The 23,527-nt window shown below is 64.0% G+C and carries 20 protein-coding genes and 4 pseudogenes; 16 read left to right on the top strand and 8 right to left on the bottom strand.

Annotated elements, in window-relative coordinates; genetic code table 11:
• The 7 genes from CJ014_RS07380 to CJ014_RS07350 form a co-directional block, all read right to left on the bottom strand.
• The gene (locus CJ014_RS07380; protein ID WP_003454899.1) at nucleotides 1-561 is read right to left on the bottom strand and encodes a DUF2857 domain-containing protein; all 561 of its coding nucleotides are present in this window, start codon (nucleotides 559-561) and stop codon (nucleotides 1-3) included.
• Nucleotides 562-573: 12 nt separating this feature from the next.
• The gene (locus tag CJ014_RS07375) at nucleotides 574-2,235 is read right to left on the bottom strand and encodes a ParB family protein (protein ID WP_037004480.1); all 1,662 of its coding nucleotides are present in this window, start codon (nucleotides 2,233-2,235) and stop codon (nucleotides 574-576) included.
• Nucleotides 2,228-2,485 carry a hypothetical protein gene (locus tag CJ014_RS07370; RefSeq protein WP_003454921.1) on the bottom strand — a complete coding sequence of 86 codons (258 nt, stop codon included), beginning with the start codon at nucleotides 2,483-2,485 and terminating at the stop codon, nucleotides 2,228-2,230. Before CJ014_RS07370 ends, CJ014_RS07375 begins: the two co-directional genes overlap by 8 nt.
• A complete protein-coding gene (locus CJ014_RS07365) occupies nucleotides 2,469-3,335 on the bottom strand; it encodes a ParA family protein (RefSeq protein WP_004265510.1) in 867 nt (288 codons plus the stop codon). The genes CJ014_RS07370 and CJ014_RS07365 overlap by 17 nt, the downstream gene beginning before the upstream one ends.
• Before the next feature lie 40 nt (nucleotides 3,336-3,375).
• Complete coding sequence (locus tag CJ014_RS07360; protein WP_003454927.1) at nucleotides 3,376-3,594, bottom strand: AlpA family transcriptional regulator; 219 nt, start codon at nucleotides 3,592-3,594, stop codon at nucleotides 3,376-3,378.
• 141 nt (nucleotides 3,595-3,735) lie between these two features.
• On the bottom strand, nucleotides 3,736-4,494 hold the full coding sequence (locus CJ014_RS07355; RefSeq protein ID WP_003454930.1) for a hypothetical protein: 759 nt from the start codon (nucleotides 4,492-4,494) through the stop codon (nucleotides 3,736-3,738).
• 539 nt (nucleotides 4,495-5,033) lie between these two features.
• Nucleotides 5,034-5,942, bottom strand: a complete 909-nt coding sequence (locus tag CJ014_RS07350) for a LysR family transcriptional regulator (protein ID WP_012761385.1) — start codon at nucleotides 5,940-5,942, stop codon at nucleotides 5,034-5,036.
• Between the two features lie 139 nt (nucleotides 5,943-6,081).
• Between CJ014_RS07350 and CJ014_RS28145 the strand changes: the two are divergent.
• A pseudogene (locus CJ014_RS28145) lies at nucleotides 6,082-6,511 on the top strand (transposase domain-containing protein); the annotation flags it as partial.
• Nucleotides 6,512-6,632: 121 nt separating this feature from the next.
• On the opposite strand, the pseudogene CJ014_RS28370 reads toward CJ014_RS28145, so the two are convergent.
• Nucleotides 6,633-6,794: pseudogene (locus tag CJ014_RS28370) on the bottom strand (IS110 family transposase); the annotation flags it as partial.
• A 415-nt stretch (nucleotides 6,795-7,209) separates the two neighbouring features.
• Here CJ014_RS28370 and mads1 point away from each other — a divergent pair.
• From mads1 to CJ014_RS07265, 15 genes and pseudogenes are all read left to right on the top strand, one after another.
• Complete coding sequence (gene mads1, locus CJ014_RS07335) at nucleotides 7,210-7,491, top strand: methylation-associated defense system helix-turn-helix domain-containing protein MAD1 (protein WP_003454941.1); 282 nt, start codon at nucleotides 7,210-7,212, stop codon at nucleotides 7,489-7,491.
• Between the two features lie 32 nt (nucleotides 7,492-7,523).
• Nucleotides 7,524-8,093, top strand: coding sequence for an Hsp20/alpha crystallin family protein (locus tag CJ014_RS07330; RefSeq protein ID WP_016451637.1), 570 nt, complete (start codon nucleotides 7,524-7,526; stop codon nucleotides 8,091-8,093).
• 93 nt (nucleotides 8,094-8,186) lie between these two features.
• Entirely contained in the window at nucleotides 8,187-11,036 is a 2,850-nt protein-coding gene (gene clpK / locus CJ014_RS07325) for a heat shock survival AAA family ATPase ClpK (protein WP_016451636.1), read from the top strand.
• A gap of 17 nt (nucleotides 11,037-11,053) precedes the next feature.
• Entirely contained in the window at nucleotides 11,054-12,484 is a 1,431-nt protein-coding gene (cls, locus tag CJ014_RS07320) for a cardiolipin synthase (RefSeq protein WP_016451635.1), read from the top strand.
• 27 nt (nucleotides 12,485-12,511) lie between these two features.
• On the top strand, nucleotides 12,512-14,341 hold the full coding sequence (gene ftsH, locus CJ014_RS07315) for an ATP-dependent zinc metalloprotease FtsH (protein WP_020306398.1): 1,830 nt from the start codon (nucleotides 12,512-12,514) through the stop codon (nucleotides 14,339-14,341).
• Nucleotides 14,342-14,419: 78 nt separating this feature from the next.
• A pseudogene (gene hsp20-GI / locus CJ014_RS07310) lies at nucleotides 14,420-14,876 on the top strand (small heat shock protein sHSP20-GI).
• Nucleotides 14,877-14,898: 22 nt separating this feature from the next.
• Complete coding sequence (gene yfdX1, locus CJ014_RS07305) at nucleotides 14,899-15,813, top strand: heat resistance protein YfdX1 (protein WP_016446194.1); 915 nt, start codon at nucleotides 14,899-14,901, stop codon at nucleotides 15,811-15,813.
• 102 nt (nucleotides 15,814-15,915) lie between these two features.
• Entirely contained in the window at nucleotides 15,916-16,803 is an 888-nt protein-coding gene (gene yfdX2 / locus CJ014_RS07300) for a heat resistance protein YfdX2 (RefSeq protein WP_038625722.1), read from the top strand.
• A 96-nt stretch (nucleotides 16,804-16,899) separates the two neighbouring features.
• Nucleotides 16,900-17,511, top strand: coding sequence for a heat resistance membrane protein HdeD-GI (hdeD-GI, locus tag CJ014_RS07295; protein WP_003285392.1), 612 nt, complete (start codon nucleotides 16,900-16,902; stop codon nucleotides 17,509-17,511).
• Nucleotides 17,512-17,590: 79 nt separating this feature from the next.
• Nucleotides 17,591-18,736, top strand: a complete 1,146-nt coding sequence (locus CJ014_RS07290; RefSeq protein WP_020306402.1) for an RNA polymerase sigma factor — start codon at nucleotides 17,591-17,593, stop codon at nucleotides 18,734-18,736.
• Nucleotides 18,726-19,166: a heat resistance system thioredoxin Trx-GI gene (gene trx-GI, locus CJ014_RS07285; protein ID WP_012761376.1), complete on the top strand. Its 441-nt coding sequence runs from the start codon at nucleotides 18,726-18,728 to the stop codon at nucleotides 19,164-19,166. The genes CJ014_RS07290 and trx-GI overlap by 11 nt, the downstream gene beginning before the upstream one ends.
• Before the next feature lie 3 nt (nucleotides 19,167-19,169).
• The gene (gene kefB-GI, locus CJ014_RS07280; RefSeq protein WP_012761375.1) at nucleotides 19,170-20,885 is read left to right on the top strand and encodes a heat resistance system K+/H+ antiporter KefB-GI; all 1,716 of its coding nucleotides are present in this window, start codon (nucleotides 19,170-19,172) and stop codon (nucleotides 20,883-20,885) included.
• Nucleotides 20,882-21,378 (top strand): annotated as a pseudogene (gene psiE-GI, locus CJ014_RS07275) (heat resistance protein PsiE-GI). The gene kefB-GI and the pseudogene psiE-GI overlap by 4 nt, the downstream one beginning before the upstream one ends.
• Complete coding sequence (locus tag CJ014_RS07270; protein WP_012761373.1) at nucleotides 21,356-22,321, top strand: zinc metalloprotease HtpX; 966 nt, start codon at nucleotides 21,356-21,358, stop codon at nucleotides 22,319-22,321. The pseudogene psiE-GI and the gene CJ014_RS07270 overlap by 23 nt, the downstream one beginning before the upstream one ends.
• A 24-nt stretch (nucleotides 22,322-22,345) precedes the next feature.
• Nucleotides 22,346-23,497: a S1C family serine protease gene (locus tag CJ014_RS07265; protein WP_012761372.1), complete on the top strand. Its 1,152-nt coding sequence runs from the start codon at nucleotides 22,346-22,348 to the stop codon at nucleotides 23,495-23,497.
• Nucleotides 23,498-23,527 lie beyond the last annotated feature (30 nt).

Raw genomic sequence — 23,527 nt, 5'->3', positions numbered from 1 at the left:
CTACACCAGCCCCTGGTCGATCCAGTTGCGTATCGCCGACCAGATCACCGACATCGGCAGGTTCAAGGTCTCGGCCAGGTCCATGGTCAGCGTCAGCATCGCCACCTCATCGTCCAGCGCGATGCCGCGCTCCATGACGCCGGCCTTCCACTGCTTCCACAGCGCCGTGTCCTGCGCCTCGTCCAGCACCGGATGCCGCCCCTTGCGCTTGGGCAGGCCGAGGATGTCGCGGCGCAGGGCCACCTCCTGGTGCGTAAGCCCGTAGAAGCGGCTGACCATCTCCGTGCTGGCGCCCAGGCGCAGCATGCGGTCGACCGTCGCGATCTCTCGCTCCACGTCGTGCACTTGGCTCAGCAGCCGCTTCAGCACATCGCGGTTCACCGACACCGAACACCACGACACCGTGGCGTTCACCAGCATGCTCACGAGTTCGGGGTGCTTGAGCGCGTCCAGCTCCTCCTCGCCGAAGCCCATCGCCTTGCAGCGCCGCAGTTGCCCATTGCGCAGGTCGTGCAGCGCCTGTGCGATGACGGCCTGGTTGAGCGGATGCGGTGCCGACATGATGGCCTCTGCTCAGGCGCCGTGGCCGGGGTTGCTGAAGGCCGCGCCGGTCTCCAGATCCAGCAGCCGGCGCGCCATGCGCAGCAGCCGGAACAGCTTTACCAGCCCGGCATCGCTCAGGCGCGGATATGCGCCGCCGCCATGCAGCAAGGCCGCAAGGTCGTCGGCCAGCCGGGCGCCATCGAAGCCGGGGGCGGGTCGGGGCGCGGCGCACAGCGCATGCAGCAAGGTCAGCACCGCACACGCGAACGGAGGCAATGCGCGCACCGCCGGGGGCGCCACGCAGACGAAGCCCATGCCGCCTTCGCTGGGTTCGACCTGCCCGGCCACGTCGGCTTCCTCGGCGATCTCGCGCGCGAACTGTGCGATGTGCACCCGCAGCCGATCCGGCACATCCAGGCCGGGCTCGATGTACCAGACATCCGAGATGGGGTAGAGCCCGCCCGCCTGCACAGGGATCGCGCGCAGCGCGTCGGCCTCGAAGTCGGGCAGCTTGTCGCCCATCTGATCGGCCACCATGCGCTGGATGGATTGCAGGCGTTCGGTGGTCGGGGCCGGGGACACGATGTGACCCTGCAGGCGTTCGTCATCCTGCTGCATGCCCTTGTCGCTGGCGGCCGGCGTGGAACCGGCCTGCGCAGCCTGGCCAGGGCCAGGCTCCGACGACTGCACCGAGGGGCCGGGCGGCAGCGAAGGCGGTGACGGTGGTCGCGGTGGCCCGGCCGGCACCGCAGGTCTTGCCGCCTGCAGCGGCGCAGGATCGCTGGTCAATGCGCGCTGCCGGCTCTCGCTGTCGTCGATTTCCAGGCTCAGCGTGTCGTAGTCCGCTTCCAGCAGCTCGGCCATCTGGCCGACCAGCTCGTCCTGCACCCGCTGCGGTGAGAAGTTGTCGGGCTGCGTGTCGAACTGCGCCAGCAGGTCCTGGAACAGCGTAGCGAAGTCCATCGACAGGTTGCGCCTCAGGGCATGCCGCTCCCAGGTGCGTTCGCAGGCCTTGCGCAGCACCGCGAGCCGTTCCACCTGATGCCGGCCGAGCCCGCCGTACAGCAGCGTGGGGATCGCCGGGAGCAGGTAGTGCACGGCGTCCTGCATGCGGCTGATGTGCGACTGCGGCAGCGGGAAGCCATCGGCCGTAAGCCGCCGCGCCAGCTCGCTCTGCGACAGCGGCTGGCCGCTGTCCCGCCCCATTTCCTGCTCGTAGAACTCGCGCGCCTTCTCCACGCCCAAGGCCCGCTCGATGAAGCTGAGCCCGCCGCGCAACTCGTTCTCGGCCAGGTGCCCGGTCAGCATCACCACTTCGCCGCGCTGCGGCCACGGGCGGAACAGGCAGGGGATGCGGAAGAACCGTTCGTCTTTCGTCTCGCTCCACAGCTCGCGCAGGATCGCCAGGCGCGTGTTGCCGCCGTTGCGGATGATGTAGTGCGGTTCGCCGGGCCGGCGCGTGATCGCGGGCGGCGCATCGAGCCCGCGTTCGCGGATCGAGGCCTTGATGTCCTCGTAGGCCGGGTTGCGCGTCACGCGCGGGTCGTGGTCGTAGGGGCGCAACTGGTCCAGCGTCACCACCATCGGCGTGTCGGCGATGGGGTCGCTCAGGGCCGCGACCGAAGGGCCGTTGCGCTCGAAGCCCGAGGCCAGCAGATTGGCGGCCATGTCCTGCGGCGTCAGGTCAGCCACGGCCATTCTCCTGAGATGCTGCAACACCCTGGGCCGCCTGTCGGTCGGCGCGGCGAAGCTGCGCACGGGCGTTGCGCTCGGCGCGGTGGTCGCTCGCCGTCGAGCTGGTGTAGATCGGCGCGCAGCCTTGCTTCGTGAACAGCAGGTGCCCGCCGCGGGTGCGCACCACCTTCCAACCTTCTCCCAGGGCGAACTCGATCAGCCCTCGCAGCCGCTTGTGGCCGCGGGCCAGGTCATGTGCGCTGGCCATGGCCGGCCCCTCCCGCGTCGCCTCGGCCGGTGACGAGCGCAAAGCGCTCCTGCCACGCCGGGAACAGCTCGCCGGCCAGCGCGCGCATGGTCTCCAATGCGGCAGGTGCCGTGCGGCCCGCCGGCTGGCGGTATTCCACCCGATGCACCGGCAGTCCGCGCGTCGCGGCGCGCGGATAGGCTTCAATCGCCGGCACGTCGGTGTCCAGCACGCGCACGCCAGGCTGCTCCTGGAATACCTGACGCAGCGCCTGCTGGATCAGCCGCGCATTCGACGACACCGGATGCACGCGGTTGATGAGCAGGTGCAGCGGCGGCGGCTCGATGCCGAGGTGGCGGTACGGCGCGATGTCCTCGATGAGTTGCAGCGTGCCGCGCCGCAGCTCGCGCGCCGCGAGGATTTCCGGCGTCACCGGCGAAAGCGCCAAGTTCGAGGCCAGCACCGCCATCTCCAGCAGCACGCTGCGCGCGCCCTGGGTGTCGATCAGCAGCAGGTCGTAGTGCGGCGCCAGCGTGGGCAGCAGGTGGCGCAGCCGCAATCTGCCATCGGGCGCGTGCAGCAGCAGCGTGTTCAGCTCGCCGCGGTCGTCGTTCGAGAGCACCAGGTCAAGCCGCTCGATCGCGGTGCGCGACACCAGTTGCTCGGCGCGCTGCTCGTTGTAGGCCAGCATCTCGTAGATCCCGGCCGGCGCGCGCTCGGCCAGCGTGAAGTAGCTCGACAGCGTGGGCTGCACGTCCAGGTCCAGCAGCAGCACGCGCAGCCCGGTGTCGGCTGCGAAGCCGCCCAGGTTGGCCGCCGTCGTGGTCTTGCCGACGCCGCCCTTGGTCGAAATGATGGACACCACCTGCATGGGCCTCTCCCGGTTGAATGGCATGTACCGAGGAAAAGCGTCAGGCGCGCTCATCGAGGCGATCGGCGATCCATTGCTCGACCTCCGCCGAGTCCCAGCCCACGGCGCGCACGCCCAAGCGCAGCGCCTTGGGGAACTTGCCTTCTTTCATCAGGCTGTAGATATGCGCGCGCTTGAAGCCGGTTTTGGCCTCGACTTCGGCGCGACGCAGGATGCGGTGCTCGGCCGGCACTGCCGGCGCGGTGGTCTGCGAAGACATGAGAGACACTCCTTGACGCTCACTGGCGCTGTTCGGAAAGTGCCTCGTATTCAATACACCGCGGTCGCCGAAATCACTGCAATTGCAGAAGCAGCGACTGCAATTGCAGTGCGCCGCATCGGCATCATGCTGGCCGCGTCGTCAGCGCGACGCCTCCAGGTGGCGCCGCGCCTGCGCGAGCTTGCTCCACAGCGTCCGCTCGCTGAGACCCGGCCGCCCCTCATGGTGTGCGATCAGCGCGCTGACCACGGCATCCATGCTGCGGAACGACGAATAGGCCGCGCCTGACGGCGAATTGCCCAGCAGCAGCGTCAGCAGTCCGCCGATGATGTTGAGGTAAGTCGTCTCGCTGCGCAGGCCAGGCTCGCGCGCCTGTTCGTCGTTGGCCGCGCGCGTGGCATGTTCCTTCGCCAGTGCTTCGTGCGCGGTGCGCAGCGTTTCATGCACCAGGGCAAGTTCGGCAAGTTGCGACTTCGCTGCTTCGCGATCGGCCAGCAGAATGTTGAGCGTGTCCACGCTCACCGCCGGATGCACCGCGCGTTCGATGCCGTCAAACAAAAACCCCGGCCGATCGCCGGGGTAGAACTGCGACATCCACGCTTTCAAGTCCACGTGGCGCACGGTCAGCTCGGGGTCGTCGAGCGCCGGCCGCTGCGAGTCCAGCACGATGCCGGCCTTGCCACCGGGCAATTCGCCATGCGTCAGCGCGTCGAAGATGCGCTCGGCATACAGGCGCAGCAGCGGCCAGCGCGGGAATTCGCCGGGCTCCGGCATGGCACGCTGCTCCAGCGCTTCCAGAATACGCTGCTCGAAGCGCAGGAGACCGCACCAGCGGACGGCCGCCTCGATCGGTCGGTAGTACGTCTTTGCGCCAAAGGCGTGGCTGCTCGATTTCGGCATATCGCGCTCTTCCCATCGTCGGATCGACACATGGCAAGCGCGCGCGGCCCACATGGGCGCAGCGATTGCCCAAAGAACCCGATGAAGCGCGAGCCGGTCGGCATCGTGGTGGACGTTGGGTGCGGCGATGTCGCCGAGCGTTACGCAGGGGGCAAACCTTCTTGCGGTGCCCGCTACACCTCAACCATAATGCACCTGCGAAAAATCTTGTTACCGGCGCAACGGTCTGAAAAGCCGCGCATCCAAGTTCGATCAGGAAGGGATGCTGCGCTTTACCGGAAAACCAGGGCAAAGTTTTCGTAGGAATACGGGCGGGGTAAAGCGCCAATGCGACTTCCGGCTGAGCCGGTTTGCATCCAGCAAGGGCTCATGCGTTCTGCGTCACTGCTGTGACCTCGACAGCTTGAAGGTGCCTTGCTTGATGCCGGGTGGATAGGCCCGATTCGCCATCCATGCCCGTGACGCAAAAGGTCGGCCGCCGATGCAATGCGGGTCAAGGTCCAGACCGAAAGGGAATCGTACCGTCCAAAATCCCCGCGTCACATCGGGCGTTGATCGGTGCCTTGCGGGCGTCCGACACGCTCCACGCGGTCGATGAACTGCCGCAGCGGCTCCATGATTTCGCCTTCGGGTCGCAGTAGATAGGTCGTCAGCGAAGCGGTCTCGTCGGCCAGCGGCCGCACGACGACATCGGCCTGATGGCAACCCGCCAGATGCGCCGCGCTCGAAAAGCCCACGCCGTAGCCGGCGGCCACGAGGGCCAGCATCAGGGAATGGGTCTTGACGTACTCGGCTACCGTCGGCTGCGCATCCACCGTGCGGAGCAGCCGTTCGCGCTGCCGGCTGCAACCTTCGCAGACCTGGGGATCGCACAGCACCAGCGGATAGCTCGCCACTTCCTCCAGCGGCACTTCCTTGAAAGCCAGCAGCGGATGCCTGGCGGGCAAAGCCACCACCAGCGGGTCTCGCCACACCGGCATGGCGACGATGCCGGCGTCCATTTCACCAGCCAATGCAAAACCTGCGTCATACAAGTCGTTGCGCAGTCCAGTCACCAACTGCGCCAGTGGCGTTTCAAATATCCGAATGCCGACCTGTGGTGCCTCCTCGCGGCAAAGCGCAAGCAACGCCGACAAGCGGGCCTGCCCCATGTCACCAGATAGTGCGATGCGCAGCGTGTTCCGCTGGTTCGCTGCGGCGCGTGCCTTGGTCTGCGCTTGCTCGAAGGCCAGCAGTACGCGCCGGGCTTCTTCGAGGAAGACCTGTCCCGCCGGTGTGAGACGAACACTGCGTGGCAAGCGGTTGAGCAGCGGCACCCCTAAATCCGCCTCCATCTGGCGGATCGTGCGCGACAGTGGAGACTGTTCGATGTGCAGCCGTCGAGCAGCCCGGCCGAAGTGCAGTTCCTCGGCTACGGCGATGAAGCAGCGAAGATGGCGTAAGTTCATGCTTTCTCCCTACCGATGTGATCAGTCCATATCATCGTAGGGAGCCGAATAGTGCGGAGGATTCACCTCTGTATCGAGATGAGAGCCATCCTGGGGGGTGATGCTCGGATGCTTTTCGCCCATGTCAGCGCCTACGGCGAAGCTCTCGTTCGAGATCGCCCAGCTGCGACGCCTGAAGTTCGGCAAGAAGAGCGAGCAGCTCGATGCCGAACAACGCGCGCTGTTCGACGAGGCTCTGGACGCCGACCTTGCCGCGGCTGAGGCGCAGCTCCAGGAACTGCTGGGCAAGAAGAAGCCGCCGGCTACGCCTGGCGCGATGCCTAAGCGCACCGCCTTGCCGGCGGACCTGCCGCGCGTGGACTGCCACCACGAGCCCGAGAACACTCGCTGCGCGTGCGGCTGTGCGCTCAAGCGCATCAGCGAGAAGCTGGACAACACACCGGGCGTATTCACGGTAGAGTGCCACATCCGCGGCAAGTGGACCTGCGCACAGGTGCCGAACGCTGACCCAGGCGCCAGTCCCGGCGGAGATCATCGCCAAGGGCATCCCCACCTCCGGGCTGCTCACGTAGGTGCTGGTCGCAAAGGACTCCGACCATCTGCCGCTTACACGGTCGTCCCTAGGCAAGCAGGAATCAGCTGCGTGAGTGAATCGGGAGGTTTGCGCAGCTGATGGGTGGTCAGCAGCGTCTGCGCCGGCGGCTTCACCGGCACGAAGCGCATGTGCGGGCGGGTTGCCGCCTCGCAGATCGCTGCGGCATCGGCCGCACCGTTCTTGCGTCCCTTGCCGGCCATGCGGTAGCGCGTGACGAAGTGGCCTGCAATCAGCCGCGCATCCAGCCCATAGCCGCGCAGCTTGCGTGCCCAGTGATGCGCACCGCCGCAGGCCTCCAGGGCCACCAGGCAGCCGGGAGGCAGCTCCACGCACCAGGCCGCAAACTTGTCAGCGGCCAGCGCCTTGGCAACCACCACGCGCGCATCCACCGCATGCACCTAGATAACCCGCTTGGCCAGATCCACCCCGACTCGGGCAATCTCGTTCATGGACTTCCCCTTCACATGGCTACAGATTGACGACTTGGGGAGCACCATCGCGGCGGCAGCCAACATTTGTTTCCTCGCTGCTTACGATTGATTCACATCGATCGGCCAGCAGATCGCTGGATGTTGACTCTTGACTTTCGGCATTTTAGGCGCACTATCTTGCAAAGTCTTGCAAGAACTTCCTCGAGCGAGGCCGCGTGACGACGGAACATGTGGGGGTGGTATGACAGCGCGCCAGCAGGCGATCTTCACACTCGACGAGTTGGCTACCTACTTAAAGGTCGGCAAGCGGACGCTTTACCGGCTCGCCGCGCACGGGGAAATTCCGGCCTTCAAGGTCGGCGGGACGTGGCGGTTTCGTCAAAGTGAAATCGATCAATGGATCAATGATCAGATCCAAGCAGGCAGAAAGAAGGAGGTGATACGCACAGATGAGCAGCCGAAGTCAGCGAAACATCCCGTGTTGCCTGGGCGCGCTATCCATAGCCGCAGGCAAGCGGATTGAGTGAGTCTTCAATTGATTTCTGGAGGTATGACATGGACATTGATTTCAAGAAATTGGCTCCCTGGAACTGGTTCAAAAAGGAGCAGGAAGAACAACAGAGCACTGCCTCGCTGCCGGTGCAGCGCAATGACCTGCCGGTGGCGGGTGGGCCCGTCAGTCCCATCCTGCAATTGCATCGCGAGATCGACCGCCTGTTCGACGACGCGTTTCGAGGCTTCGGTTTCCCGACGCTGGCCATGCCACGCTGGCCGTCGGACTGGCCGGGCATGCTGAAGCCGGCGCTGGACATCCAGGAGACCGACAAGCAGTACAAGATCGCCCTGGAAGTACCCGGCATCGAGGAAAAAGACATCCAGATCACGCTCGACAACGACGTGCTGCTGGTGCGCGGTGAAAAGCGTCAGGAGCAGGAAAGCAAAGACGGTGGTTTCCACCGGGTGGAGCGCTCCTACGGCAGCTTTCAGCGCGCTCTGAATCTGCCGGCCGATGCCAACCAGGACACGATCAAGGCCGCTTTCAAGAACGGCGTGCTCACGATCACGATGGAAAAGCGCGAGGCCAGTACGCCCAAGCAGGGGCGCTCGATCCCGATCAACGGCTGACGCGGGGCAGCGCGTTTTTCTCAAAAACCACAAAGAGATGAGGCACCGTGATCGGCGGTGCCTCGTCAGATCAATCTTTACAGGAGCATCAGCATGGCCAGAAAACAATGCCAAGTCTGCGGCCAGCCCGCCACGGTGCGGGTGGAAGCCAATCTCAATGGTCGCCACAGCACCATGCTGTTGTGTGACGATCACTATCGCCAACTGGTGCGCCAGCAAAAGCGCACCGTCTCACCGCTGGAAGCCTTGTTCGGCTCGCGCAGCGGGCTGTTCGAAGACTTCCTTGGCAGCGACTTCTTCCGCATCGGTGACGACGCACCGTCCATGGCGGCCGATACCGACGAGGTCGTCGATGCCTCGTTCGGCGAACCCGCCCCGGCCGGTACGGGCACCGCGCGCCGTCGCGGCAGTGGGCTCGCCAGCCGTATCAGCGAACAGTCCGAGGCCCTATTGCAGGAGGCCGCCCGACACGCTGCAGAGTTCGGGCGCGCCGAAGTCGATACCGAACACCTGCTGCTGGCGCTATCCGACAGCGACGTGGTCAAGACCATCCTGGGGCAGTTCAAGATCAAGGTCGATGACCTCAAGCGCCAGATCGAATCCGAAGCCAAGCGCGGCGATAAGCCGTTCGAGGGCGAGATCGGCGTGTCGCCCCGGGTCAAGGACGCGCTCAGCCGTGCTTTCGTGGCCTCCAACGAACTCGGCCACTCTTATGTCGGGCCGGAGCATTTCCTGATCGGGCTCGCCGAGGAAGGCGAAGGTTTGGCGGCCAACCTGCTGCGCCGTTACGGCCTCACGCCGCAAGCGCTGCGCCAGCAGGTAAGCAAGGTGGTCGGCAAAGGGGCCGAGGATGGCCGCGCCGAGACGCCGACCAACACGCCGGAACTCGACAAGTATTCGCGCGACCTCACCAAGATGGCGCGCGAGGGCAAGCTCGATCCGGTCATCGGCCGCGCGCAGGAGATCGAGACGACCATCGAAGTGCTGGCCCGGCGCAAGAAGAACAACCCGGTGCTGATCGGCGAGCCCGGCGTCGGCAAGACCGCCATCGTCGAAGGGCTGGCGCAGCGCATGGTCGCCGGCGAAGTGCCCGAGACGCTGCGCGACAAGCGTCTGGTCGAACTCAACATCAACGCCATGGTGGCAGGCGCCAAGTACCGCGGCGAGTTCGAGGAGCGCGTGCAGAAGGTGCTCAAGGAAGTGACCGAGCACCAGGGTGAGCTGATTCTCTTCATCGACGAGGTGCACACCATCGTCGGTGCCGGCCAGGGTGGCGGCGAAGGCGGGCTGGACGTGGCCAACGTGTTCAAGCCGATGATGGCGCGCGGCGAGCTGAACCTGATCGGCGCCACCACGCTCAACGAGTATCAGAAGTACATCGAGAAGGACGCCGCGCTGGAGCGTCGCTTCCAGCCGGTGATGGTGCCCGAGCCGACGGTAGCGCAGACCATGATGATCCTGCGCGGCCTGCGCGACACGTTCGAGGCGCACCACAAGGTCAGTATCACAGAGGACGCGATCATCGCCGCCGCCGAGTTGTCCGACCGCTACATCACCGCCCGCTTTCTGCCCGACAAGGCAATTGACCTGCTCGACCAGGCGGCCGCACGTGTGAAGCTGTCGGCCACGGCCCGCCCAGTGGCCGTACAAGAGCTGGAGTCCGAACTGCACCAGCTGCGGCGTGAGCAGGACTATGTGGCCTCGCGCAAGCAGTACGACAAGGCCGCCGAGCTGGGCAAGCACATCGAGACCAAAGAGGCCGAACTCAAGAAGCTTGTCGAGGAATGGGAACGCGAGCGCGCCTCGGGTAGCGCCGAAGTCAAAGCCGAGCATGTCGCGCAGATCGTCTCGCGCCTGACCGGCATTCCGGTCAACGAGCTGACGGTGGAAGAACGCGAGAAGCTGCTGCATCTGGAGCAGCGGCTGCACGAGCGCCTGGTGGGCCAGGACGAAGCGGTGCGCGCGGTGGCCGATGCCGTGCGTCTGGCGCGCGCGGGCCTGCGCGAAGGCGGCAAGCCAGTGGCCACCTTCCTGTTCCTCGGGCCGACGGGTGTGGGCAAGACCGAGCTCGCCAAGGCGCTGGCCGAGTCCATCTATGGCGATGAAGGTGCTCTGCTGCGCATCGACATGTCCGAGTACGGGGAACGCCATACCGTGGCACGCCTGGTGGGGGCGCCTCCGGGTTACGTCGGCTACGACGAGGGTGGCCAGCTCACCGAGAAGGTGCGGCGCAAACCCTACAGCGTGTTGCTGCTGGACGAGATCGAGAAGGCTCACCCCGACGTCTACAACATCCTGCTGCAGGTGTTCGACGACGGGCGGCTCACCGACGGCAAGGGCCGGGTGGTGGATTTCACCAATACCATCATCATCGCCACCTCGAACTTGGGCTCGGACATCATCCAGCGTCGGCTGAAGGCCCGTGGCGCCGCCGGCGAGGAATACGAGAAGACCAAGGGCGAGGTGATGGACGTGCTGCGCGGACACTTCCGCCCCGAGTTCCTCAACCGCATCGACGAGATCATCGTCTTCCATGCGCTGGGCAAGGAGGAGATCCGCCATATCGTCGGCCTGCAGCTCGATCGTGTGGCCCGCAACGCCGCCAGCCAGGGCGTGACGCTGACCTTCGATCAGACCTTGATCGATCACTTCGCGGAGGAAGGCTACAAGCCCGAGTTCGGCGCGCGTGAGCTCAAGCGGCTGATCCGCAGCGAGCTGGAGACGGCACTGGCGCGCGAGATGCTGGGTGGCGGTATCGGCAAGGCCGATCACGCCAGCGCCCGCTGGGACGACAAGGCCGAACGGGTGGTCTTCGAGCGCCAGGAGCCACCCGCGAAGCCGGCCGAGCCTGAGAAGCCCGATGCCGCGAACGCGGCCGAGACGCCGCCGAGCGACGCGAGCAAGCCTGCGCGCAAGAAGAAGTCAGCGGGCGGCGAATCTTGAGTCATGGGGAGGCTGTCGTGTCCGACCCCAACGGGCTGACATGGGCAGCCACCCTCGTGTCGCTGGCGGTCGCTATCCCCACAGCGGGGCACGCGGTCATCTACAAGCGTGACCCTCGATCGGCCACGCTGTGGGTACTGCTGATCGCCTTGTTGCCGCTGGGCGGTTCGCTGCTGTATGGGCTGTTCGGCATCAACCGTTACCAGCGGCGGGCGCGGCGGCTCTTCCCGGGGGCAGATCCTGCTGTTCGGCAGGACCTCTCGCCCACGATGCCCGAGGCTGTATCGCCGCCGCTTGCCGGTCTGGCCCACCTGGTGGGACGCGCCACCGGCCAGTCGCTGACCAGCGGCAACCGCATCGAGCCGCTTGTCGATGGCGAGCAGGCCTACCCGGCCATGCTCGCCGCCATCGAATCGGCGCGGTACAGCGTCGCCTTGGCCTCGTACATCTTCGACAGCCAAGGCATCGGGGCGCAGTTCGTCGATGCGCTGCGCCGGGCTCATGAGCGCGGCGTGCAAGTGCGGGTGCTGATCGACGACGTGTATGCCCGCTGGACGCCCCGCAGCGCCTACCGCGCCTTGCAGCGCGCCGGCGTTCCGGCGGCGACGTTCAACCCGACGTTGATTCCCGCGCGCCTGCATGCCGCGCATCTGCGCAATCACCGCAAGCTGCTGGTGATCGATGGCGAGACGGGTTTCACCGGCGGCATGAACATCTTCAGCCCGTATTGGCGGCCCGATGCGCCGGGCCGGGCCTGTCACGATTTGCACTTTCGTCTGCGCGGGCCGGTGGTTGCGCATCTGATGCGGTGCTTCACCGACGATTGGTGCGATACCACGGGCGAGCGGCTCAACGAGGGTCTCTGGGGCGAACCGCCCGCAACGGCTGATGAGCAAGGAACCTCTTGGGCGCGCGGCATCGAGGCCGGTCCCGATGAGGCCCTGGACCGGCTGCGCTGGACCTTCATGGGCGCTTTGAGCGCGGCGAAGCATTCGGTGCGCATCTGGACACCTTACTTCGTGCCCGATCAGCCGATGATCGCGGCGCTAAGCACGGCCGCGTTGCGCGGCGTGCGTATCGACGTGCTGACGCCCGCAAACGGCGACCATCCCACGGTGCAATGGGCCGCACGCGCCCACTACTGGCAGGTGCTGGAGCACGGTATGCGCATCTTCGAACGGCCGGGCCCGTTCGACCACAGCAAGCTGATGCTGATAGACGGCCAGTGGTGCTGCCTGGGTTCGGCCAATTGGGATGCGCGCAGCCTGCGCCTCAACTTCGAGTTCAATGTGGAGGTGTACGACACCGCGCTGTCTACGCGGCTGGAATCCCTTTTTGATGCCGCCCGTGATGCATCGAACGAGATATCGGCCATGGCGTTGCGCGCCCGCCCGCTGGCCATCCGCTTGCGCGACGGGGTGGCCCGTCTGTTCACCCCCATTCTCTAGCGGCACGACTTGCGAGGAACATTGCCCATGGAAAAGAAAGATCAATGGAACATTGGCTACTGGATCGTCGCCGGCCTGTTGCTGCTGACGCTGCAGAACTACTGGCAGGCGGCCAAGACCGTCGAGCCCGTGCCCTACAGCGAATTCGAGAAGGCGCTGGCCGAGGGGCGCGTCGCCGAAGTGCTGGTGTCGGACCGCACGGTCACCGGGCGCCTGAAATCGCCGGACAGCCGGGGCAAGACCACCATCGTGGCCACTCGCGTCGAACCCGACCTGGCCGAGCGGCTGTCCAAGTACGACGTGCCTTACGCGCGGGTGGTGGAAAGCACCTGGCTACGTGATGTGCTCTCCTGGATTCTGCCGGCGGTGGCCTTCTTCGGCGTCTGGTTCTTCCTGTTCCGCCGCTTCGCCGAGAAGCAGGGCATGGGCGGCTTCCTGAGCATCGGCAAGAGCCGCGCCAAGGTGTTCATGGAGAAGAACACCGGCGTCACCTTTGCCGATGTCGCGGGTGTCGATGAGGCCAAGGCGGAGTTGGTTGAGATCGTCGATTTCCTCAAGAATCCGCAGGAGTATGGACGGCTCGGGGCGCGCATTCCCAAGGGCGTGTTGCTGGTCGGCCCACCGGGCACCGGCAAGACATTGCTGGCCAAGGCTGTTGCCGGCGAGGCGGCGGTGCCCTTCTTCTCCATCTCCGGATCAGAGTTTGTCGAGATGTTCGTCGGCGTGGGTGCAGCGCGCGTGCGCGACCTGTTCGAGCAGGCCCGCGGGCAGGCGCCGGCCATCATCTTCATCGACGAGCTCGATGCGCTGGGCCGCGCGCGCGGCGTCGGCGGCCCCATCGGCGGCCACGACGAGCGCGAGCAGACCCTCAACCAGCTGCTCACGGAGATGGACGGCTTCGACAGCTCGGTCGGGCTGATCATCCTCGCCGCCACCAACCGCCCCGAAATCCTCGACCAGGCGCTGCTGCGCGCCGGTCGCTTCGACCGTCAGGTGCTGGTGGACCGGCCCGACAAGAAGGGACGGCTGGACATCCTGAAGGTTCATGTCAAGAAGGTGACGCTGGCCCAGGATATCGATCTCGAACAGGTGGCTGCGCTGACCACGGGCTTTTCGGGTGCAGACCTCGCGAACCTGGTCAACGAGGCCGCGCTGGCCGCGACCCGGCGCAAAGCGTCCGCCGTGGAGTTGCAGGACTTCACCGCCGCCATCGAGCGCATCGTGGCGGGCCTGGAGAAGAAGAACCGAGTACTCAATCCCAAGGAGCGGGAAACCGTGGCCTATCACGAGATGGGCCATGCGCTGGTGGCGCTGGCGCTGCCCGGCACCGACCCCGTGCACAAGATCTCAATCATCCCGCGCGGCATCGGCGCGCTGGGCTACACGCTGCAACGCCCCACCGAAGACCGCTTCCTGATGACGCGCGCCGATCTGGAACACAAGATCGCCGTGCTGCTGGGCGGTCGTGCGGCCGAGAAGCTCGTGTTCGGCGAGCTGTCCACCGGGGCTGCCGATGACCTCGCACGGGCCACCGACATTGCCCGCGACATGATCACCCGCTTTGGCATGGACGAAGGACTGGGCTACATCGCCTTCGAGGCGCAGCGGCCACGCTTTCTCGATACACCGGAACTGGCCCACGGCGGCTGCCGGGTGGCCGAATCGACCCAGGCGCGCATCGATCAGGCCATCCGCGACATCGTGATGGGCGTGTTCGAGCGCGCCTACGGGATCCTCGACACCAACCGCGCGGTGCTGGAGCGTTGTGCGCGCGAACTGCTGGCGCGGGAAACGCTCGACGAGAACGACATCCTTCAATTGACCCAAGGACTTGTTCTTGATGGAAACGAAAAGTAGTAGGCGCTATTCAGAGTAAGCCGGCGGCTCTGTTCGGTGCGTCATCCAATTCGCCGGCATTGTTCAAGGAGAACCGATATGTCTGCATTGACTCCGTGGGACCCCTTCCGGGAACTGGATGAATTGCAAAACGGCCTGGCGACGATGTTCGGACGAATACCCCAGCGACAGGGCGCCCGTACCGGCAACGAAGCCATGACCACGGCGGACTGGGCACCAATGGTGGACATCAGCGAGGATGAGAACGCATTCCTCCTCAAGCTGGATCTGCCGGAGGTCCCCAAGGATGCCGCGCGCGTCAGCGCGGAAAACGGCGTGCTCACCATCAGCGGCGAGCGCAAACTGGAAAAAGAGAAGCAGTGCAAGAAGTTCCACCGCATCGAACGTGCGTATGGCCGCTTTGTGCGCAGCTCTGTCTTGCCTGACAACGTTGATCCGACCAAGGTGACGGCTGATGAAAGACGGCGCGCTGGGAGTGCGGCTTGTCAAGGCCGAGCAAGCCAAACCGAAACAGATTGAAATCTCAGTCAACTAACTTTAATTAGGAGCCCAAGATCATGAATATCAAACAGCCCCAATCAACCTTCTCCGCACTAGCCCTGGCGGTCGTCGTCGGACTGAGCGGACCGGCTCTGGCCCAATCGGCGGCAGGTTCTAGCCCAGGTGCTGCAGCACCCTCTGCCGCTTCCAAGGCGGCGCAGCCACAGGTAGATGACAAGGCCGCCCGGGAAGCCGAAAAAAAGCGTGCTGAGCTCACTCAGGACGCCATCACGGCGCTCACCAAGACCCAGGAGGCTTTGACACTCCTTGATGCAAAGAAGACCAAGGAGGCGCTCGCTGCGCTGGAACTGGCCAGCGGAAAGCTGGAACTGGTATTGGCACGCGACGCCAAACTTGCTTTGGCGCCGGTCGATGTACGCGTCATCACCCACGATATCCACGCCAACGTGGAATCGGTGAAGAAGGCGGTCAAGTTGTCTCGGGAGTTCTTGGGTGATGGCGAGCTGCAAAAGGCCCGGCCCATCGTCGCCAATCTGGCCAGCGAAATCGTGATCGAAACCGACAACCTGCCGATGGCAACGTACCCGGCAGCGATCAAGTCGGCCGCACGGCTCATCGACAGCGGCAAGATCGACGACGCCAAGGCGGAACTCGCCCGAGCACTGAACACGCTGGTGGTGACCTCGGTCGCCTTTCCTCTGCCCGTGCTACGGGCTGAAGCCGCGATGGCAAAAGCTGAAAAGCTGGCCGAGACCGACAAGCGCGATGCCAAGCAGAACGAGGAGCTCAGCACCTTGCTGTCGTCCGTGCGCACGGAGATCGAGATGGCGCAGATCCTGGGTTATGGCAAGAAGGCGGATTTCAAACCCATCTTCGATCATGTGAAGTCCATTGAGCAAAAGTCGGCTGGTGGCAAAAGCGGCAAGGGATGGTTCGACGAGTTGAAGACGCGCCTCCAAAAGCTGTTTTGAGGTGATGAAGGGGCCGACTGTTCGGTCGGTCAGTCTCGCGATGTTCGCAGTCAGCCCCAATAGATTCGCCTATTTTCACTAACTCACACGAGGCATATCACCATGAATGAGCAAACATCGAATCCCAATGCGACGAACAAAGAAATAAACGAACAGGCCGCGGTAAGCAGCCTTCCTGTCAGTCCAGAGGCCAAGGCTGAAGTCGTCACGGAGGTACAGCCTGAGGTTCAGAAGGAAACGGACTCGCAGGCGGCAGACAAACGTAAACAAGTCCTCGATGAGGCCGTCTCGGCCTTGGCGCTGACCAAATCAGCGCTGGCCGCACTTGACGGAAAGGACGCTGCACGCGCATTGGCAACGCTGGCCGAAGTGACGGGAAAGCTGGAGCTGATCGTTGCGCGCGAACCCACGCTCGCCCTGGCCCCCGTTGATGTGCGCACCATCGTGCACGACTTGTTCGCCAACACGGAAACCATTGAGGCGATGACCGACGAGGCGCTGGATGCCCTCAAACATGGCGAGGTGCAACAGGCACGTCACGTGCTGGCTTTGCTGGCCAGTGAAATCGTGATCGCGGTCACCAACATCCCTCTGGCGTCCTATCCCGCAGCCGTGAAGTCAGTCGTGCCGCTGATCGATCAGGGCAAGATTGAAGAAGCCAAAGCCGCGCTGCAGGCAGCGCTCAGCACGCTGGTCGAGACGCGCAGCGTGCATCCGCTGCCCGCCCTGCGCGCCAGGCTGCTCCTGAAGCGCGCCGAGACCTTGGTAGAAGATGGTCAGCGGAGCGAAGCGTCCAATGAGCGCCTGGAGACATTATTGAACGAAGCGCGGCAGCAGTTGGAAATGGCAGAACTGCTGGGCTATGGAAAGAAGAAGGACTTTGAGCCCCTGTATGCTGAACTCAAGAAAGTCAAGCAAAAGACGGCTGGGGGAGGCGGCGGAAAAGGCTGGCTCGATGAAATCAAGGCAAAGCTGTCCAAGTTGTTCTGAAACCGCTGGATAGGGCGTAAGAGGGGCGCGTCGCGCCCCTCTCTTGGCTCAGGAGTGTTTGCTTTTTCACCCCATTAGATCTTTAGGAGATATAGCATGAATACAGACACCATCACCGATTCCAGTGCGGATGAGCCCACCAAAACACTGTGTTCATTGACCGAAAATTGGTGGATTTTTGCGTTGCGCGGTGTCTTGGCATTGATTTTCGCAGCCCTTGCGTTCTGGATGCCACAATCGGCTCTGTTGGCCATGACCTTAGTGTTCGGCGCATTTTCCTTGGTCAATGGCGCTTTCAACTTGGTTGCAGCGGTGCGCCATATCCAGAAAAAAGAGCGCTGGGGCTGGCTGCTGTTCAGCGGCATTGTCGGCATACTTACCGGCGTCGTCGTCCTGGTTGCTCCTTGGGTCGCCACGATGGTCATGGCTTCTTTTTTATGGGCTAGCGTGGGGTTCTGGGCGATTTTCACCGGTGTGCTGGAGATATCCGCCGCCGTTCGGCTGCGTCAAGAAATCAAGGGTGAAATCTGGCTTGCCTTCAGTGGACTGCTCTCGATTGTCCTTGGCGCTATCGTCTTGTGGATATTTTTTTCCCGTCCGGTCGAGTCATTCCTGGCCGCAGGCTGGCTGTTGGGCTTCTATGCGGCAGTCTATGGTGTCACGCTTTTGTTCTTGAGTTGGCGTCTTCGCAAAACGCGCCAGGGATAAGAGCGGGTCAAACTAAATTCTATGGATATGAGCATCCTCGATTCATACCTCCATAGAAATGACATCGAAGGAGTCATACATGCAGATGCAATATAGCTATCGAGCTATCGACAAAGAGTTTCATGAACCTTGGCAGAGAGCTTTGGGAAATGTGATCGAGCACGCCCTCAAGCCATTGCTCGACAAACACACTAAAGATTCAGCGCAACTTCAAATCGTCCTTGATCGCGACAAGATCAAGCGGCAATTTCTGGCCAGTGGCTATATGCACCTGCCCGGCAAAAAGATTGTCAGCGTTACTGCATCACATGACGAGCTGACGCCCCTCGCGCAGATGCTCGCACAGTCGTTGTTCCGTCAGGCCAAGAAGCATTTTGACCGACTGCATGCTCAGGATCAAATCAAGCGCAAAGCACGACGCGAGCGCTTGCGCGAGCTCAAGGTGCGAATTGCTGCAAAACCCGCGTCAGCCGCCCATGAGGCCAAAGAGACCCGAATGCCTCTACTGTCGAAACTTGAGGCTGTCGCAAGGCGTGAGCTGGCTTATCTGCGGGCCGTCGGCGATTTACCGCGCGATTATCCGACGCTGCGCGACGTGGTGGATGAAGCGATTGTCCGAGCTGAGGTGGAATGGCAATCCGTGCCGGGGGAAAAAGAGGCTTACACCGGTCTTTTGAAGCATCTGTTCGCCGTCCTGGATAACGAAGTGGCAAGCAGCCGGCAATTTGGCGAATTCGTTTCTCTGGACGCGCCGGTCGAACCGGATGCCCAGGACGTCGCCGAGGCCATGGTGGAAGAGGAAATCTTCGAATTTTATCAGCCCGATGACACACTCAAGCTGGCCGATATCTTCGCTGGCAGTCAGCATCCCGATGTCGCAACGATCGCGGAACAGGAGGAGCTGATTGATCGGTCGAGCGAGTTCGCTTTTGCATTCGACCTGCTGAAGGACATGCCGCGTTTGTGGCGGCGCATTTTTCTGCTTATCCGTGTGGACGGGCTGAATGCCAGCAGCGTCTCTGAAATCCTGCTGATTCCTAGTAAGGAAGATGCTGTCCGAAGGTGGCTCATGCAGGCCGAAGCATTCATCGCTGCTCATCTGGAAGAGGCCGGAGTAAGCAAAAACGGGAACGATTGGCTCCAAGGCGTTGATTGGTCGGCATTGTCTGTGACCCGAAGCGAGGCAGCCTCACTGTGGTCCAAGGAGGCGAACCATGAAGAATGATCTTCACCTTGTCTGCCCGCATTGCCAGTCCATCAACCGCGTACCGACTGCGAAGCTATCGGAACATCCCAACTGCGGCCGCTGCCAGCAGCCCTTGTTCACGGGCGAGCCCATCGAGTTGACCACGGCGACGTTCTCGCGCCACGTGGAGCGCAGCGACCTGCCACTGTTGGTCGATTTCTGGGCACCTTGGTGCGGGCCGTGCAAGATGATGGCCCCGCAGTTCCAGCAAGCGGCGCGCCAGCTCGAACCCAGGGTCAGGCTGGCCAAGGTCAATACCGAGGCAGAACCCCACCTGGCCGCGCAGTTCGGCATCCGCAGCATTCCGACGCTCGCCCTGTTCCAGGGTGGGCGGGAGATCGGGCGTCAGGCTGGCGCCTTGGGCGCGCAGGACATCGTGCGCTGGGCATCTGCACAGGTGGGGCGCTGACCGATGCAGGACTTGCTCGGCGCCACCCTGATCCTGCTGGCGGCATGCAGCCTCGCGGATGTGGCGACGGCGGCGTTCAGAGTACCCGCCTTGCTGGGTTACCTCGCCGTCGGCGCCTTGCTGGGCCCGTCGGTCAGCGGTGTAGTCGCGCCGGGAGAAGCGCTTGATTTTCTGTCCGAGCTGGGCGTGGCCCTGCTGCTGTTCATGGTTGGGCTGGAGTTCTCCCTCGGGCACTTCTGGCTTTCCCGTAAAACCGTATTGGCGGCCGGCAGCTTGCAGATGATCGCTGTCGCCACGCCACTGACCTTGATGTTGATGTGGCTGGGACAGCCAGTTCAGCGCGCTGCGTTGCTCAGCACTGCGGCGGCCATGTCGTCCACGGCGCTGGTCAGCCGACAGCTGGCCGACCAAGGCGAGCTCACCACCCGCCACGGCCGCAGCGCCATCGGCGTGCTGGTCTTTCAGGACCTGGCCAGCGTGCCCCTGCTGGCCCTGCTGGCGATCTGGGCGCGCGGCGAGTCGCCGAAGATCGAGAGCGTGCTGCTCGAAGTGTTGGGCGTGCTGATGTTGTTCGCGGCAGCGGCCCTCGCCTCCCGTCGTCTGTTGCATGGCCTGCTGGGCTGGGTGGCGCGGCAGGGCCACGAAGAATCCTTCGTGCTGGTTTCCTTGTGCGTGGTGGTGGCTGCCGCCGCTGCTGCACACGCGGTCGGCGTATCCGCCGCCCTGGGTGCGTTTTTGGCCGGCATGGTGCTGGGCGAGAGCGACTTCCGTCACCACATGGAAAGCCACCTCAAACCGTTTCGCGATGTGTTGTCGGGGGTGTTCTTCGTGACCATCGGCCTGCAGTTGGACGGAGCGCAGATTCTTTCGGCACCACTGGCGGTGTTCGCGTGGCTGGCAGTGCTGGTACCGGTCAAGATCGGGCTCAACACCCTGGCCTTGCGGGCGACGCGCCTGTCCGCCCTCGATGCCTGGCGCACGGGCATAGCGTTGGGGCATGGCGGCGAGTTCGCCCTGCTGTTGTTGGGCATGGTCTTGCAGCAGCATCTGATTCCCGCGACCGTCGTACAACCCATGCTGGTCGCGCTGGTGCTCAGCATGGCCTTGGCACCGCTGCTGATCCGCCATCACGATGTACTTGCCCGGTTCTTGAGCCGCACCGGCGGCGTCATTCAGCCACCCCAGGCTGAAGAAGTTGAGATCACCGCGCAGACAGCGCGATTTCGAGACCACGTCATCATCTGCGGCGCGGGCGAGCTTGGCCTGACCGTCAGTGAGATTCTTCGCCACGCCGGCGTGGCGCATCTGCTGCTGGAAGCAGACGAGCAGAAGGTAGAGGCCGAGCGTGCCGCCGGCGTGCCGGTGTTCCATGGCGATGCGAGTCGGCCCGATACCCTGCTGGCTGCCGGGTTGGCGCAAGCGCGTCTGGTGGTGCTCACGTTCGCCCATGCCCAGCAAGTGCTGCGCATCGCCCAGGCGATTGCCGAGCGCCGTCCGGCGCTGACCTTGTGGGTGTCATGCAGAAGTACGACCGCGGCCGATGCATTTCGCGCCATGCCCAACGTGCGTGTGTACCAGCAATCCTTTGCCGCAGGCCTTGGGCTGGCGGAACAAGTGATGTCGTCGCTTGGCATGTCGGCCAAGCTCGTCGAACGAAACATCAGTGCGATGCGCCGCCGTCTCGACAGCGGCAATGTCGCAGGGAGTCCATCTGCATGAAGTCAACAGGCCGCAATCCATTTCAGGTCTTCCGTGACCAATGGGCCATCATGAGTTTATACGAGCGCTTCGAGCAGGTCGTCGCCCTCGTTCTGTCGGCGGTAATTGCCGTCATCATCGTGGTGTCGCTGTTCCAGCTCATCGCCATCGTCTTCACGCTGCTGGTCCTCGATGCCTTCAATCCCCTGGATCACAAGGTATTCCAGAGTGTGTTCGGCATGATCATGACGCTCTTGATCGCGATGGAGTTCAAGCATTCCATTGTGCGCGTGGCGCTGCGTCGGGACAGCATCATCCAGGTCAAGACCGTGATCCTCATCGGTCTGATCGCGCTGGCGCGCAAGTTCGTGATCCTTGACCCCGAGGCGAGCCCCGCAAGATAGCCGCGCTGGCAGGCGCCACGCTGGCTCTGGGTGCGACCTACTGGCTGCTGCGCAAGCGCGGCGACCGCGCCGCCGAGACCTCTGAGCATGACCCGTCATCATCCCAGTGATCCGCGCACGGCGCTGTTGCAACACCGCTGGCTCAACCGCCTGCAGACCGGGCTGTTGGTCCTGACCCTGGTCGGGATCGCAGCCGCAGCAGGGAGACTGCCGTTTGGGGAAGGCGGCCTGTGGCTCGCGCTGTTTGCCGTTGCAGGTGCGTTGCTGCTGGAACCGGTAGCCGCGTCGGCGCTGAGCTTGCGCCTGTACCGCGTACGGGCCTTGCACCCGCAAGAAGCCCACGAGATGTGGGCCCTGTTGCGCGAGCTGCCCGCCCGTGCCGGTTTGCCCGCCACGCCGGTGCCGCACTATGTGCCCAGTGCCGTCGTCAACGCCTTCGCCACCGGATCGAAGCAGGAGGCATCGATCGCCCTCACCGATGGCCTGCTGCGCAGCCTGAGCCCACGCGAGCTGGCGGGTGTGCTCGCGCACGAGATCGCGCACATCACCAATGAGGATCTGCGCGTCATGAGGCTGGCGGATTCCGTCAGTCGCCTCACGAGCCTGCTGGCCCTCATGGGACAAATCGCGATCCTGCTCAACCTGCCCGCGCTGCTGGTTGGCGCGGCGGAGGTCTATTGGCCTGGTCTATTGTTATTGGCCGCATCGCCCCAGCTGGCCCTGCTCGCACAGCTCGGCTTGTCTCGCGTGCGTGAGTTCGACGCTGACCGCCTCGCGGCGGAACTGACGGGCGACCCGCAGGGGCTGGCGTCCGCGCTGGCGAAAATCGAGCGGGTCAGCCGCTCCTGGCGTGCCTGGCTGTGGCCGGGATGGGGCAATCCCGAGCCCTCCTGCTTGCGCACGCATCCGGCAACGCAAGAGCGTATCGCACGCCTGCTGACGTTGGCGCCTGGGCCAGCATCAGCGTTGCCATTCCACGCGCCCCATTTCTTGCCGGAATCCGCTGTGACGCCGCGCCCGCCGCGCTGGCACCCGAGCGGGCTGTGGCGCTGATTGCCTATCAACAGGAGACTTCTCATGGCCTACCCCGACCCGTACCCACGCCCCGCACCGGACCCCTTCATCCGGCGCTGGCTCTTCATCACCGCCTGTATTGCCACGCTCATGCTGCTGTGGCAGTTCCTGCCCGCCATCGAGGCCTGGTTCAGTCCGCGCGAGGCGGCAGATCGCACCGTGACGGCGCGTGGCGATCTGGCGGCGGACGAGAAAGCCACCATCGAACTGTTCGAAGAATCGCGCGCTTCGGTGGTCTACATCACCACCGCGCAGCTGGTGCGCGACGTCTGGACTCGCAATGTCTTTTCCATGCCGCGCGGCACCGGTTCGGGCTTTATCTGGGACGATGCCGGCCACGTCGTCACCAACTTCCACGTCATCCAGGGTGCTTCTGAAGCCACGGTCAAACTCGCCGATGGCCGCGACTACCAGGCCGCGCTGGTGGGGACGAGCCCAGCGCACGACATCGCCGTGCTCAAGATTGGCGTCGGTTTCAAGCGCCCGCCGGCCGTGCCGGTCGGCACCAGTGCCGACCTCAAGGTGGGTCAGAAGGTGTTCGCTATCGGCAACCCCTTCGGCCTGGACTGGACGCTCACCACCGGCATCGTCTCCGCGCTCGACCGCTCGTTACCCGGAGAAGCGGGCGGCCCGGCCATCGATCACCTGATCCAGACCGACGCCGCCATCAACCCTGGCAACTCCGGTGGGCCGCTGCTCGATTCGGCAGGAAGGCTCATCGGCATCAACACGGCGATCTATAGCCCCTCCGGCGCCTCGGCCGGGATTGGTTTCGCCGTGCCGGTGGACACCGTCATGCGCGTAGTCCCGCAACTCATCAAGACCGGTAAGTACATCCGTCCGGCGCTGGGCATTGAGGTGGACGAACAGCTCAATCAGCGTCTGCTTGCACTGACCGGAAGCAAGGGCGTGTTCGTGTTGCGTGTTACCCCTGGTTCGGCAGCGCACAAGGCCGGCCTCGCGGGTGTCGAAGTCACGCCGCAAGGCATCGTGCCGGGCGACCGCATCATCGATGTTGATGGCAAGGCGACGGACGATGTGGCCAAGCTGCTCGCGCGGCTAGACGACAGGAAGGTCGGCGATGTGGTGGTCTTGTCAGTGGAACGGGCCGGCAAATCGCGCGAGGTGCGTGTGGAGCTGCAACCCGGGAATTGATTGAACTGAACCTGTGGATCAGGCGGTAGT

This window comes from Pleomorphomonas carboxyditropha, assembly GCF_002770725.1.
Taxonomy (GTDB): Bacteria; Pseudomonadota; Alphaproteobacteria; order Rhizobiales; family Pleomorphomonadaceae; genus Pleomorphomonas; species Pleomorphomonas carboxyditropha.
Note: the sequence above shows the minus strand (reverse complement) of the source record. Positions and strands in the feature narration are given on the sequence as shown.

Excerpts from the sequence above, each read along its gene's own strand:
- trx-GI (WP_012761376.1), top strand. The coding sequence starts at position 18,726 with ATGAAGAATGATCTTCACCTTGTCTGCCCGCATTGCCAGTCCATCAAC.
- CJ014_RS07365 (WP_004265510.1), bottom strand. The coding sequence starts at position 3,335 with ATGCAGGTGGTGTCCATCATTTCGACCAAGGGCGGCGTCGGCAAGACC.
- hdeD-GI (WP_003285392.1), top strand. The coding sequence starts at position 16,900 with ATGAATACAGACACCATCACCGATTCCAGTGCGGATGAGCCCACCAAA.
- CJ014_RS07270 (WP_012761373.1), top strand. The coding sequence starts at position 21,356 with ATGACCCGTCATCATCCCAGTGATCCGCGCACGGCGCTGTTGCAACAC.
- yfdX2 (WP_038625722.1), top strand. The coding sequence starts at position 15,916 with ATGAATGAGCAAACATCGAATCCCAATGCGACGAACAAAGAAATAAAC.
- mads1 (WP_003454941.1), top strand. The coding sequence starts at position 7,210 with ATGACAGCGCGCCAGCAGGCGATCTTCACACTCGACGAGTTGGCTACC.
- CJ014_RS07265 (WP_012761372.1), top strand. The coding sequence starts at position 22,346 with ATGGCCTACCCCGACCCGTACCCACGCCCCGCACCGGACCCCTTCATC.
- kefB-GI (WP_012761375.1), top strand. The coding sequence starts at position 19,170 with ATGCAGGACTTGCTCGGCGCCACCCTGATCCTGCTGGCGGCATGCAGC.
- ftsH (WP_020306398.1), top strand. The coding sequence starts at position 12,512 with ATGGAAAAGAAAGATCAATGGAACATTGGCTACTGGATCGTCGCCGGC.
- CJ014_RS07330 (WP_016451637.1), top strand. The coding sequence starts at position 7,524 with ATGGACATTGATTTCAAGAAATTGGCTCCCTGGAACTGGTTCAAAAAG.
- yfdX1 (WP_016446194.1), top strand. The coding sequence starts at position 14,899 with ATGAATATCAAACAGCCCCAATCAACCTTCTCCGCACTAGCCCTGGCG.
- clpK (WP_016451636.1), top strand. The coding sequence starts at position 8,187 with ATGGCCAGAAAACAATGCCAAGTCTGCGGCCAGCCCGCCACGGTGCGG.
- CJ014_RS07380 (WP_003454899.1), bottom strand. The coding sequence starts at position 561 with ATGTCGGCACCGCATCCGCTCAACCAGGCCGTCATCGCACAGGCGCTG.
- CJ014_RS07350 (WP_012761385.1), bottom strand. The coding sequence starts at position 5,942 with ATGAACTTACGCCATCTTCGCTGCTTCATCGCCGTAGCCGAGGAACTG.
- CJ014_RS07360 (WP_003454927.1), bottom strand. The coding sequence starts at position 3,594 with ATGTCTTCGCAGACCACCGCGCCGGCAGTGCCGGCCGAGCACCGCATC.
- CJ014_RS07355 (WP_003454930.1), bottom strand. The coding sequence starts at position 4,494 with ATGCCGAAATCGAGCAGCCACGCCTTTGGCGCAAAGACGTACTACCGA.
- CJ014_RS07370 (WP_003454921.1), bottom strand. The coding sequence starts at position 2,485 with ATGGCCAGCGCACATGACCTGGCCCGCGGCCACAAGCGGCTGCGAGGG.
- CJ014_RS07290 (WP_020306402.1), top strand. The coding sequence starts at position 17,591 with ATGCAGATGCAATATAGCTATCGAGCTATCGACAAAGAGTTTCATGAA.